At 72.0% G+C, this 13,380-nt stretch carries 5 protein-coding genes; 2 read left to right on the plus strand and 3 right to left on the minus strand.

Features of this window, described 5'->3' with window-relative positions:
- Window positions 1-7,881: amino acid adenylation domain-containing protein (locus ACFY0P_RS32030; RefSeq protein ID WP_388920888.1), on the minus strand; the 7,881-nt coding region annotated here is incomplete at its 3' end.
- Between the two features lie 79 nt (window positions 7,882-7,960).
- Window positions 7,961-8,185 carry an acyl carrier protein gene (locus ACFY0P_RS32035; RefSeq protein WP_388920890.1) on the minus strand — a complete coding sequence of 75 codons (225 nt, stop codon included), beginning with the start codon at window positions 8,183-8,185 and terminating at the stop codon, window positions 7,961-7,963.
- Between the two features lie 467 nt (window positions 8,186-8,652).
- Between ACFY0P_RS32035 and ACFY0P_RS32040 the strand changes: the two genes are divergently transcribed.
- The gene (locus ACFY0P_RS32040; protein ID WP_388920892.1) at window positions 8,653-10,236 is read left to right on the plus strand and encodes an MBL fold metallo-hydrolase; all 1,584 of its coding nucleotides are present in this window, start codon (window positions 8,653-8,655) and stop codon (window positions 10,234-10,236) included.
- A gap of 35 nt (window positions 10,237-10,271) precedes the next feature.
- Window positions 10,272-11,528 carry a beta-ketoacyl-[acyl-carrier-protein] synthase family protein gene (locus tag ACFY0P_RS32045; protein ID WP_388920894.1) on the plus strand — a complete coding sequence of 419 codons (1,257 nt, stop codon included), beginning with the start codon at window positions 10,272-10,274 and terminating at the stop codon, window positions 11,526-11,528.
- A 42-nt stretch (window positions 11,529-11,570) separates the two neighbouring features.
- Here the strand turns inward: ACFY0P_RS32045 and ACFY0P_RS32050 are convergent, their stop codons facing one another.
- Window positions 11,571-13,379: an FtsX-like permease family protein gene (locus ACFY0P_RS32050; protein ID WP_388920896.1), complete on the minus strand. Its 1,809-nt coding sequence runs from the start codon at window positions 13,377-13,379 to the stop codon at window positions 11,571-11,573.
- Between the last annotated feature and the right edge of the window lies 1 nt (window position 13,380).

Consider the following 13,380-nt stretch of genomic DNA (forward strand, 5'->3'; position numbering starts at 1 on the left):
CAAACCCCGCAAAGACCACGCCAGCCGATCCGCCCGCGCCTCCAACTCCCCATACGACAACGCCACACCCCCACACACCACCGCCACCGCACCCGGATCAGCCACCACCCGACGCCCGAACAACTCCACAACCGACCCACACCCGAAGTCCTCCACCACCCCCTGCCCCAACCCCACCAGCCGACCCCGCTCCCCCTCCGCGAGAATCGCCAACTCGGCGATGCGCCGGGTCGGTTCCGAGGCGATCGCGTCGAGGAGGAGGGTCAGTCGTGTGGCCAAGGTCGCGGCGGCGGGGGCGTCGAACAGGTCCGCGTTGACGGTGACGCTGCCACCGAGGCCGCCTGGTGTGCCGCCGGTGTCGAAGGACTCGACGACCTTGATGTCGATGTCGAACGGCGACAACGCCGCGAGGTTCGAGGTGAGGTGCGTGGTCTCCAGGCCGTCGAGGTCGACGGACGCCGCGGCGGTGTTCTGGACGGTGAGCATGACCTGGAACAGGGGGTGCCGGGACAGTGAGCGCGTCGGTGCCAGTTCCTCCACCAGGCGCTCGAACGGGACGTCCTGGTGTTCCAGTGCGGTCAGACCTGACTCCCGTACGCGGCCGAGAAGTTCGGTGAAGGTCGGGTTTCCGGACAGGTCGGTGCGCAGGACCAGGGTGTTGACGAAGAAACCGACGAGGTCGTCCAGGGCCTCGTCGGTCCGGCCGGCGACGGCGGAACCGATGGGGATGTCCGTGCCTGCGCCGAGCCGGCCCAGCAGCGCCGCGAGCGCCGACTGCATGATCATGAAGAGGGTCACGCCGCTGCTGCGCGCCAGCGCCGTCAACCGCCCGTGCAGTTCCGCCGGCATGTGGATCGGTGCGCGGTGTCCGAGGTTGCCGAGGGCGGCGGGGCGAGGCCGGTCGGTGGGCAGGTTCAGTTCCTGCGGAGCGCCCGCGAGTGCCGCGCGCCAGTGGTCTATCTGTGCGGAGAGGATGCTGTCGGGGTCCTCGGCCGCGCCGAGCAGGTCGCGCTGCCACAGGGCGAAGTCGGCGTACTGGACGGGGAGTTCGGGCCAGTCGGGTGCTTCGCCCCGGCGTCGGGCGGCATAGGCCGTCGACAGGTCGCGGGCGAGGGGTGCCATCGACCAGCCGTCGGTCACGATGTGGTGCATCACCAGGAGCAGCACGTGCTCGTCGGGGGCGATGCGGAAGAGCCGGGCACGGACGGGTGCCTGGGTGGCCAGGTCGAACGGCCGGTCGGCCTCGGCGGCCAGTGCTTCGTCGAGCCTCTCCGGGGTGGTGTCGGTCAGGGTCACCTGCCAGCGTGGATCGTCCGCGTTCGCGACCTGCTGGTAGGGGCGGCCGTCGTCGGTGGGGTACAGCGTACGGAGCACTTCGTGGCGGCCGAGGACGTCACGCCAGGCGGCCCGGAGTGCGGTGACGTCGAGGGAGCCGCGCAGCCGTACGGCGACCGGCAGGCGGTATGCCGAGCGAGGCCCCTCCAACTGGGAGAGGAACCACAGTCGTTGCTGGGCGAAGGACGGTGCGAGGCGTTCGGGCCGCGGCCGGCGCCGGAGCGGGGTCCGGGCCGGGCCGGTCGAGGTGAGGCGCGGGGCCAGGCCGGCCGGTGTCGGCTCCTCGAAGAGCAGTCGTACCGTCGGTTCGGCGTTCAGGGCCGTGCGGATGCGGCTGACCAGGCGGGTCGCGAGGAGTGAGTGTCCGCCGTGTGCGAAGAAGTCGTCGTCGACGCCGAAGTGTTCCGTGTCGAGGACTTCGGCGAAGAGCGAGCAGAGGATCTCCTCGACCGGGTTCGCCGGCGGCCGCCCCGGCCGGTGTGTCGCGCCGGCCGGGGCTGGCAGGGCGGCGCGGTCGACCTTGCCGTTGGCGGTGAGCGGCAGGGCGTCGAGGGCGACCACGGCGGAGGGCACCAGGTAGTCGGGGAGGCGTGCGGCGAGGTGGGCGCGTAGAGATGGAAGGTCGTCGTGGCTGTCGTCGTCCGTCAGCACGTAGGCGACGAGCCGTTTGTCACCGGGTGTGTCCTCGCGGACGGTGACCACCGCCTGTCGTACCAGCGGGTGTTCGGCGAGTACCGCGTCTATCTCTCCCGGTTCGACGCGGAAGCCGCGGATCTTCGCCTGGTCGTCGGCGCGGCGCACGAAGTCGAGGACCCCGCTGCGCAGCCAGCGCGCCAGGTCTCCGGTGCGGTAGAGGCGGGTGCCGTCGCCGATGACGGGGTCGGCGACGAAGCGTTCCGCGGTCAGGGCGGGGCGGCCGAGGTAGCCGCGGGCCACCTGTGCGCCGCCGATGTACAGTTCGCCGACGACGCCGGGGGCCACCGGCTGGAGGAACTCGTCGAGAACGTAGAGGCGGGTGTTCTCGAACGGAACTCCGATCGGCACGGTCGCCGGGACGGTGCCGGCCTCGGTGAAGGCGAGCTGGGTGGTGAACGCGGTGGTCTCGGTCGGGCCGTACGTCGTGCGGACGACAAGGCCCGGGTTGGCCTCGAGCAGGGCGCGTACCGCTGTCGGCGACACCACGTCGCCGCCGACGGACACCTCCCGCACGCCGGCGAACATCCGCGGCGACTCCTCCGCCAGGACCGTGAACAGTCCTGAAGGCGCGGTGACGTTGGAGACGGCGTGCTCGGCGATCAGGTTCGCCCGCTCGGCGACGTCGAGGTCTCCGGAGGGCACGACGACGAGGCAGCCTCCCCGCAGCAGGGGGACCCAGAGTTCGTACGTCGAGGCGTCGAAGGCGTGGTTGGCCTGCATCAGGATGCGTTCGGCCGTGTCGTCGCGCCAGCAGTCGGCCGAGCAGAAGTTCACCACGTTCGCGTGGGTGACCGCGACGCCCTTGGGGGTGCCGGTCGAGCCCGAGGTGAACATGACGTAGGCGAGGTTCGCCGGGGAGGTGCGCGGCCGCGGGTTTCCGGGGTCTTCCCGGGTGCCGGGGTGCTGTGCGTCGACCGGGACGATGTCCACGCCGGGTCCGAAGCCTCCGTCCCGGAGCGCGGGGTGGTCGGCCGTGGCGGGGGAGGTGAGTACGGCGGTGAGGCCCGCATCGGCGGCGACGGTGCGCAGGCGTGCCACCGGGTGGTCGATGTCGAGGGGGACGTAGGCGGCTCCGGCCTTGAGGGCGCCGCACACGGCGACGATCAGGTCGGCGGAGCGGGGCATCAGGACACCGACGAGGCTTTCCGGTCCGACGCCCCGGTCGATCAGTTCGTGCGCCAGGTGGTTGGCGCGGGCGTTGAGTTCGCCGTACGTCGATGTGCGGCCGTCGAAGACGACGGCTGGGGCGTCGGGCCGACGCGCGGCCTGTGCCTCGTAGAGTTCGGTCAGTGAGGCGCCGCGTTCCGGTCGCGCCGTGCCGTTCCATTCGGCGAGCACCTGGTGCCGTTCGCGTGCGGTGAGGACGTCCAGGTCGCTGAGGCGCTGTGCAGGGTCGTTCGCGACGGTCTCCAGGACACGCAGCAGCCTGTCGGCGAGACGGTGGGCCGTCTCGGGGTCGAACAGGTCGGCTGCCGCGGTCAGTGTGAGGCGGAGTGCTGCCGGACGGGCGGTGTCGCCGGGGGTTTCGTCGACGGTGACGCTGAGGTCGAAGCGGGCCCGGGGCGGTGTCGAGGCCGTTGCCGGGGTCGTGGTGACGCCGGGCAGCTCCACTGCGGCTTCGGGGGTGTTCGGTCCGGAGAGCATGACTTGGAACAGAGGGTGGCGTGAGAGTGAGCGCGCCGGTGCCAGTTCCTCCACCAGGCGCTCGAACGGGACGTCCTGGTGCGCGAACGCGGCGAGGCCGGTGGCGCGCACCCGGTCCAGTAGGTCGGTGAAGGTCGGGTTTCCGGACAGGTCGGTGCGCAGGACCAGGGTGTTGACGAAGAAACCGACGAGGTCGTCCAGGGCCTCGTCGGTCCGGCCGGCCACCGGCGAACCGATCGGGATGTCCGTGCCCGCGCCGAGCCGGGACAGCAGCGCCGCGAGCGCCGACTGCATGATCATGAAGAGGGTCACGCCCCGGCCGCGCGCCAGCGCCGTGAGTCGCCCGTGCACCTCGGCGGGTACGTCGACGGTGATCGCGTGGGCGTCTGCGCCGGCCACGGCGGGACGTGGCCGGTCCGTCGGAAGGGTCAGTTCGCCCGGCGCGCCGGCGAGCGCCGAGCGCCAGAAGGCCAGCTGCCGGGCCGCCGGGCTGTCGGGGTCTTCCGTCCGGCCCAGGTTCGCCCGCTGCCACAGCGCGTAGTCCGCGTACTGCACCGGCAGCGGGCTCCAGTACGGCTGCCGGCCCCGGCGCCGGGCGGCGTAGGCGTGGGACAGGTCACGCAGGAGCGGCGCCAGCGACCAGCCGTCCATGGCGATGTGGTGGATCAGCAGCACGAGCACATGCTCGTCACCGGGTGGGAGCGAGAACAGGCGGGCCCGCAGCGGGATGTCAGTGGCGAGGTCGAAGGCGTGGGCCGCCTCCTCGGCGACGAGTCCGTCCAGGTCGGCCTCGTCGACGTGGCGCACCGGCAGGGCCCGGTCGAGGTCGTCCAGGTCCACGACGCGCTGGTAGGGCCGGCCGTCCTGGGCGGGGAACATGGTGCGCAGTGCCTCGTGCCGCCCCAGTACGTCCCGCAGGGCCGACTCGAGCGCCGTCACGTCCAGGGCGCCGGTCATGCGCAGGGCGATCGGCACGTTGTAGGAGGGGCTGGCGCCTTCGAGTTGGCCGAGGAACCACAGGCGTTGCTGCGCGAACGACAGCGGTGGCAGCTCCGGCCGTGCGCGGCGCGTGAGCGGCTCGCGCGGGGGTGCCCCGGTGAGGGCCAGGTGCCGGGCGAGGCGGGCCGGCGTCGGTGCTTCGAACACGGTCTGGAAGCGGACGTCGACGCCCAGCGCGGTCCGGACCCGGGCGGCGAGTCTGGTGACGAGCAGCGAGTGTCCGCCGAGCGCGAAGAAGTCGTCGTCCGCGCCGACCCGTTCGAGACCGAGTACGTCGGCGAAGACCGCGCAGAGGGCCTCCTCGGCAGCCGTCGCGGGACCGCGTCCCCCCGTGGCGGCCGTGTGGTCCGGGGCGGGCAGTGCCGCGCGGTCCAGCTTTCCGTTCACGGTCAGCGGCAGCGCGTCCAGCATCACGACGGCTGCGGGCACCATGTGCTCGGGCAGGCGCTGCGCGACGTACTCCCGGACGGCCGCCGCGCTGTCGTCCGCGTCCGCCTCGGGGACGACGTAAGCGACGAGCCGCTGGTCGCCCGGCGTGTCCTGACGCGCCACCACGGCCGCCTGCGCCACCGCGGGGTGGGCGGCGACGGCGGCCTCGACCTCTCCCGGCTCGATCCGGACTCCGCGGATCTTCACCTGGTCGTCCGCGCGGCCGAGGAACTCGAGGGTGCCGTCCGGCCGCCACCGTACGACGTCACCCGTGCGGTAGAGGCGGGTGCCGTCCGCGGCGAACGGATCGGCCACGAACCGCGCGGCGGTGAGGGAGGGGCGGCCCAGATAGCCGCGGGCGAGTCCGGCCCCCGCCACGTACAGTTCACCGGCCGACCCGACGGGCGCCGGCCGCAGTGCCCCGTCGAGCACGTGCACCCGGGTGTTGGCGATGGGAGAGCCCATGTGGGGTGCGTCGCCGGGGCGCAGGGGGGCGGTCATGCTGACGCACACCGAACTCTCCGTGGGCCCGTAGGCGTTGACGAAGTCTCTGCCGTCCGCCCAGCGGGTGACGAGGTCCGCGCCCAGTGCCTCGCCCGCCGCGACGAGCGTCGACACCTGGCTGAGCCTGCCTGGCCGCACGGCTCCGAGGACGGAGGGCGGAACGGTGAGGTGGGTGACCCCATGGCGGTCGGTGACGTCCTCGAGTCCGGCGCCGGGCAGCATCTCCCGCGTGCCGGCCAGGACCAGGCACGCGCCGTGGCACAGCGCCATCACCAGGTCCCACACCGATGCGTCGAAGCCGGGCGAGGAGAACTGCAGGACCCTGCTGTGCGGGTCGATCCGGAGGCGCCGCGCCTGGGCCGCCGCCAGGTTGGCCATGCCCGAGTGGCTGACCACGACGCCCTTGGGCGTGCCCGTCGAGCCGGACGTGTAGATCACGTACGCGGCCTGCTGCGGCAGGATCCGCTCGGGTGCGGCCGGACGGGTGGCGGGCGCCGGAGTGTTGTGCTCCGGCGCCGGATCGTCGAGGAGGACCACCGTGGGAGAGGTGAGTTCGCCCACCAGGTCGCGGGTGGTGACGAGGAGGCCGCACCGGCTGTCGGCGCACATGAACGCCAGCCGGTCGGCGGGATGGCTCGGGTCCAGCGGTAGGTAGGCGGCGCCCGTCTTCCACACGGCGAGGATCGCCGCGATCGCTCCCGGGCCACGCGAAAGGCATACGCCTACGACCGATTCCGCGCCGGCCCCGGCGTCCCGCAGCCGCCGGGACAGCCGTTCGGCCCGGTCGTCCAGCTCGGCGTAGGTGACGGAGGTGTCGCCGCAGGCGAGGGCGATGGCGTCCGGGGTGCGGGCCGCCCAGTGTGCGATCTGTTCCGGCACCGTGGCGGCCGGGCAGGGGTCTGCGGTGTCGTTCCAGGCGCGGGTCACCTGCTCGTGCTCGTCGTCGCCGAGAAGGTCCGCGCGGGCTACGGCGTCGGTGGGCGCGGCCGAGCTCACCCAGTCCAGGACGCGGCGGAACCGGCGCAGCAGCCGCTCGGCTTCCTCGGCGCCGTAGACGTCGGGATTCACATCGAACGTGATGGTCATGCCACCTTCGGTCACGCCGCCTTCGGCGCCCGTGTCGACGACATTGATCCGCAGGTCTTCGACGGCACCGCCCGCCAGCAGCCGCACAGTTGCCTCGGCGGCGCCGAAGCGCAGCGGTCCGGGGTTCGGCACGGTGTTGATCACTAGGCCCGAGTCGATGCCCTCGTCGACGCGGTTGAGGTCCCTGAGCATGTCCTCGAAGCGGTAGCGCTGGTGCCGCAGCCCGCCGCGCATCGCCTCCGCCACCCGGCGGGCCAGGGCCCCGAGCGTCGTCCCCGGGCGGATCGCCGTGCGGACCGGCAGGACGTTCGTGGTCATGCCGGGGACGCGGCGGAGCCGGCCGCCGGAGCGCCCGAGCACGGGTACCCGGACGACGACGTCCTCGGCTCCGGTGCTGCGGTGGGTCATGAGCGCGCCGCTGAGGACCGCCAGCTCGCTGACACTGCAGGAGAGCCGGGCGGCGGCGGACCGGATGCGGGCCGCGGCGGCGGCGTCGACCACGTCGGTGTGGCGGACCGGGAAGCGCGAGGGACGGCGGCGGGGGCCGCCGCTCAGGCTGGCGGGCGCGGGCGGGTCCGCCAGCGCGGCGAGCCAGTAGTTCCGGTCCCGTTCGTGGTCCGCCGACCAGCGGTACTCCTGGTCGGCGTCCAGCAGCGCGGACAGCGGCTGCGAACCGGCGTCCACGCCCCGGCCGCCCTCGGTCAGGGAGGTGTACAGCTCGGCCTGACGGGCTGTCAGCACCGAGGTGCTGAAGCCGTCCACGGCGATGTGGTGCACGCGCTGGTACCAGAGGTGCCGGTCCGGCGCGACGCGCAGGAGAGCGTGGCTGAACAGCGGGCCGCGGGCCAGGTCGGTGGGGCGGCGCATGTCGGCCCACATCCACTCCAGCGCCGCGGCGACGGGATCGGGCATGGAACCGACGTCCAGCAGGTGCAGCGGCCAGTCTCCCGGGGGTGCGACGGTCTGCCGTACTCCGTCGGCCGTCTCGGCGAACCGCAGATGGCAGGCCTCGGCCTCGTCCACCGTGCGCCGCAGCGCTTCCTCGAACAGCCGCGCGTCGAGAGGGCCGCGGATGTCCAGGTAGAGGCCCAGGTGGTAGACGGGGTCGGCCGGGCCGAGCCGCAGGGCGTGCCAGATGCCGAGCTGACCGGGCATCGGCTCACGGTGAACGCCTTCGGTTCCGGACATCTGCTCGTCCTTCTCTGCTCGGCTGCTGGGCGTCGTGGGTTCCGCCCGGTTCCGGGGGAGGCTGGAGTCGAAAACCGCGTCAGGCCGGGGAGCCGCCCGCTGCGGTCTTGTTCAGGAACTGCAGGACGTCGGCGATGCTCTGCCGGCGCAGGGAGTGGAAGTCCAGGTCCTCGAGGTCGAAGTAGAAGCCCAGCCGGTCCTCGAGCATGCTCAGCCATTCGATCGTCTGAAGGGAGTCCAGCCCGACGGATCCGAATTCGACGTCCGCGGACGACACCAGGAAACCGCGGACTTCGCTCAGCATATCGAGCCCCTCGGACACGGAAACCTGGTCCATGAAAGATCCTCTCGTCCTGCCGTTCGCGACTCTCGGTCTCGGTCGGCCCCCTGCCGGTAGCGTCCGTATCAGGAATTCGGCGAGCCCGGAATGACGACACCGGTTCGGACGGTCCGAAAGGCCGCCGCATCGTCGATGACAGGGACTCCGCACACCCGCCCGGGGCGCAGACGCGTACCACTGTCACACAGCCTGCGAGCGGCGATCAACACCGTTCAACCGCTGCCGGGGACAGCGACCGGCGGGCAGCTCAGGGCGGTGTGACGGGTGTTCAAGTGCATCGGCCGCCGCACTTGAACACCCGTCATTCCCGGCGGTCGGCGGGATGTTGCCCCGCCGGAGACGATGTGCCATGGTGGCCCGAAACTCCGAAGGATATGCACTCCGCCATTCTTCCGGCGACCCGGAAAACAAAAATCAGTGAGAGGTCGGCGATGAGTGAAGAATTCAGATATCTGCACCCCAACTTCATTATCGAGCCGCTGGTCGACGGATTCTATGCCTGGCACCACACGGTGGCGCCGGTTCAGGCGTCGTTGAATCTCGCGAAACTCCAGGTGCCGATGCTGGAGTCGTACCTGCAGAACCCGCAGGTGCACGTCGCCGCGAGCAGCAACCCGGCGCTGCGCGGCGGGTTCTTCGTGAACATACCGGAGGACCGCGCCGGCGAGGTGAAGGACCTGCTGTCCAGGATCAAGACCGAGCGGGCGTCGATGCTCCGCTTCGCCTCGGCGATCGCCGAGGCCGAGGAGATCCTGCGGCAGGGGGCGACCGGGTTCGGACTCGACGCGCTGTACCCGAAGCTGCCGACCGAGCTGTCCGGTCTGGTGGAACTCGCCTACGACACCAGCAACCAGCCCACCCTGCGGTTCATCGAACCCGCCGCGTACATGAGCCCCGCGTACCTGGAGGACCGGCAATCGGTCCAGCTGTCGCTGGAGACCGGTGTCGAGCGCCCGTTCATCCTCAGTACGCCCCGGCTGCCGTCCGAGACCGTCCTGGACCTGCCGATCCCGTTCCGGCACGAGGGTCTGTCCGAACTGTTCCGCGCCCGGATCCACGGGACCACGCTCGGTGCGCTGCGCGAGGCCTTCGAACTCGACGACGCCGGTGCGGCCCGCCTGGACTCGATGCTGATCGACGCCCCCGACCTGGCGCCGGACCGGCACATCGACAGCGGTGCGCGGATCCGCTACTTCGGACATGCCTGCCTGGTGATGCAGACCCCGGAAGCGGCCCTGGTCACCGACCCGTTCATCAACGGCGACAGCACCGCGACCGATCGCTACACCTATCGGGACCTCCCCGACTACATCGACGTCGTCATGATCACGCACGGGCACCAGGACCACATCGTGCTGGAGACCCTGCTCCAACTGCGCGGTCGCGTCGGCACGGTGGTCGTTCCGCGCTCCTCGCGCGGTAACCTGTGCGACCCGTCCCTGGCGCTGTACCTGGAGCGTGTCGGTCTGCCCGTCACCGAGGTGGACGACTTCGCCGAGGTGGAGTTCCCCGGCGGCAAGGTGACCGCCACCCCGTTCCTCGGTGAGCACGCGGACCTCGACATCCGCGCGAAGTCGACCTACTGCGTGCGCATCGGCGGAAAGACGCTGTTCGTCGGGGCGGACTCCTCCGGGATCGACCCGGGGCTCTACCGGTACATGCGCGAGCACGTCGGCGAGGTCGACATCGCCTTCCTGGGCATGGAGTGCGCCGGGGCACCGCTGACCTGGCTGTATCAGGCGCTGCTGACCCGGCCGGTGACCAAGAAGATGAGCGACTCACGGACCCTGTCGGGCTCGAACGCCGCCCAGGCCGCCGCCATCATGGAGGAGCTCGGTGCCCACGAGGCCTGCATCTACGCCATGGGCGAGGAGAGCTGGCTGGGGCACGTGATGGCGACCAGCTACAACGAGGACTCCTACCAGCTCCAGCAGATCGACGAGTTCCTGTCCTGGTGCGGCGACCGCGGCATCCCGGCCGAACACCTCTACGGGCAGCGGGAGTGGCGCTGGTGACCGCGCGAAGCCTTTCGTCGAGGTCCTGACCGGCCATGGCCCGGCAGCAGGAAGATGCACGAGTCGTCGTCACGGGTCTGGGCGCGACGACGCCGCTCGGCGGTGACGTGGCCTCGACGTGGTCGGCGCTGCTCGCCGGGAAGTCGGGGATCCGCCGGCTGGCCGGCGACTGGTCGGCCGACCTTCCGGTACGGATCGGCGGCCTCACGGCCGTCGATCCGGCCTCGGTGGTGACCCGCACCGAACTGCGGACGATGGACCGCAGCACGCACCTGGCACTCATCGCCGCGCGAGAGGCGTGGCGGGACGCGGGGGCACCGGAGGTGGCTCCGGACCGCCTGGGTGTCTCGGCCGGGACGGCGCTGGGCGGCTACGACTCCTTGCTGGCCGGGTGGGGCCTGCTCACCACGAAGAGCTGGCGGGCCATGTCCCCGTACACGGCACCGCGGGTCATGCCCAACAGTGCGGCCGACTGGATCGGCATCGAGATCGGGGCGCGGGCCGGCAGCCACACCTCGGTCGGCGCGTGCGCCTCCGGTGCCGAGGCGATCGCCTACGGCGTGGAGATGATCCGCTCCGGCCGGGCCGACGTCGTGCTGGCCGGCGGCACCGAGACGCCGGTGACGCCCGTGTGGGGCGGCATGTTCTCGAAGATGCAGGCGCTGTCCTCGTGCGACGACCCCGAGTCGGCGTCCCGCCCCTTCGACCGGTCGAGGGACGGCTTCGTCCTCGCCGAGGGTGCCGGAATGATCGTGCTGGAGTCGGCCGAGCACGCCGCGCGCCGGGGCGCGAGCGGGTACGCGGTCGCGGCCGGGATCGGGTACTCCTCGGACGCGTACCACATCGCCGTACCGCAACCGGACGGCTCGGGGCTGGCCGCCGCCATGCGGCGGGCGCTGGAGGACGCCCGCCTGGCACCGGAGCAGGTCGTGCACGTCAACGCGCACGCCACCGCCACGCGCGCGGGAGACGTCGCGGAGGCCGCCGCGATCAGGTCGGCCCTGGGCGACGCCGCGCGCGGGGCGCTCGTCACGGCGACCAAGTCCATGACCGGTCACATGGTGGGCGCGGCGGGGGCGGTCGAGGCGGTAGCCGCGATCTGTGCGCTGCGTGCCTCGCTCGCCCCGCCGACCGTCAACCTCGGCGAGCCGGACGCGGACGTTGTCGCCTTCGGGCTGGACATCGCCACCGACGCGCGCGAGTTGCGCGGCGGGCCGGGGATCCGGGCCGCGCTGACGAATTCCTCCGGATTCGGAGGCCACAACGTGGCTCTGGCCTTCACTACGGAATGATCCGCGGGCCGGGTCCGGACCGGCCCCGGCCCGCCTTCCGTCTCACTCGGACTGCAGCGCCTCGGCCACCGGCCGGCGTGCCGCGAGCCGGGCCGGTGCCGCGGTGAGGCCGGCCACGACGGGCACGGTCGCCACCACGGTCAGCGCGACCTCCACCGCTGACGGGTAGGTCATCGACCCGCCATGGCGCACCAGCGCGAACAGCCCGATCCCGCCGGGTACTCCGAGCACGGCACCGACCAGGGCCGGCAGGACCTGCGCAGCCGACAGTCCCGCGCTGACCTGCCGTGGTGTGGCCCCCAGCGCGCGGCTGAGCGCCGAAGCATGGCGGGCGTCGAGCACCGTGGCCCAGGTGATGAAGATGACGTTCACCGCGGCCAGCGCGACCAGCATCACCGTCAGTGTCAGCAACACGTCGCTCAGCCGGTCGAACTGGGGGTTGTCCATGCCGACCGCGCCTTCGGCCCGCACATGGGCCCGCGAGGTGAGTACGGCGACCAGTGCGCTCACCGTGATGGTGACGCTCGCGATGCCGAGGAGGGCGCGGCGCGGGCGCCGTGCGGTGAGGCGGATACCCAGCAGCATGGTCACGGGCAGTCGGGCCGAGAGTGCGATCAGCAGCGGAACCCGTTTCGACGGGCGGGCGGAGTCCGCCAGCGCCCGTACGGTGCTGCTACGCGCGGCGCGCACCGCGGGACGGAGGGTGGAGGCCACCGCCACCGCCACCGCCACGGCGACGACGGTCAGTACCGCGCCGACGGTGATCGACGGAGCCCCGGCGGTGCCGATCAGCCCGGCCCCGGGATCGGTCAGCAACGGGGCGGCCAGCCATCCGAGCAGGATGCCGATGCCCGAGGCGACCAGGGCGAGGGCGACGTATTCGGCGAGCAGCACCCCGGCGACCGTCCCGGGGGTGGCACCGACCGCCTTGAGCAGTCCGACGCGCCGGACCTGGTCCGCCATCCGGCCGCCGACCAGGACGGCCACGCTGGCGACCGCGAGGAGTCCCAGCAGCCAGCTGCCGATCAGCAGGTCGCGCCGTTCGACCTCCACCAGCTTGGTGTCCTGGTCGCTGATGTTGCGCCAGCTGTTCATGAACGGCCCGGACCGGTCGGACGTCGGCGGGTGGGCGGCCATGAACGCGTCGGCGTCGTCGGCGTGCGCGAGCCTGAGGTTGAGGAAGTAGTACAGGGGGTGTGCCTGTGTCGCCAGGCTGCGGGCGGCGGCCTGCGTCACCCAGATCTGTCCGGTCTCCTCGCCCTGTTGCCGGGTGGTGTCCTGCTCACAGCCCGACGTGCACACCTGGGGGTAGGGCGGGACCGCGGCCGTCACGGCGATGCCGGACACCCGGAACGGCCGGTCGTTCAGCCGTACGGTGTCACCCACCGCGATGCCGACGGACTCGGCGAAGCTCCGTTCGACCACGGCGGAGCCGGTGCCGCCCAGCCAGGTGCCGGATGTGATCTTCGGCTGGTCGACCCGGGTGGTCCCGGTGTCTCGTCCGACGACCTGGGCACCGGCCTTGTGGCCCTTGGCCTCCAACGGCGTCCAGGTCGCCGGGAAGGGGCCGCTGGTGGCGGTGACGGCGGGGTCCGTGGCCAGTTCGGCCAGGCCGGGCACCGTGCCTGAGGAGGCGTCGGCGGCCGAGGGGTAGGAGAGCGCGATGATGTCCGGCCCGGCCGTCGCGCCCCGTGTCTGCTGGTACGGCTGGTCGGTGACGTTGTTGAGTACGAGCCCCAGGGTCAGGGTCGTCATCGCGGCGGTGAACGCCAGGAGCAGCAGGACCGCTTCGGCGCGCCGACGGCGCAGGTCCCGGGCTGCGAGCCGCAGCACGAGCCGGATTCGTCCCATG

Origin of the sequence: Streptomyces sp. NPDC001714, from assembly GCF_042892755.1 — a bacterium.
Lineage (GTDB): Bacteria > Actinomycetota > Actinomycetes > Streptomycetales > Streptomycetaceae > Streptomyces.

Coding starts and splice junctions, on each gene's coding strand:
- ACFY0P_RS32035 (WP_388920890.1), bottom strand. CDS start 8,185: ATGCTGAGCGAAGTCCGCGGTTTCCTGGTGTCGTCCGCGGACGTCGAA.
- ACFY0P_RS32040 (WP_388920892.1), top strand. CDS start 8,653: ATGAGTGAAGAATTCAGATATCTGCACCCCAACTTCATTATCGAGCCG.
- ACFY0P_RS32045 (WP_388920894.1), top strand. CDS start 10,272: ATGGCCCGGCAGCAGGAAGATGCACGAGTCGTCGTCACGGGTCTGGGC.
- ACFY0P_RS32050 (WP_388920896.1), bottom strand. CDS start 13,379: ATGGGACGAATCCGGCTCGTGCTGCGGCTCGCAGCCCGGGACCTGCGC.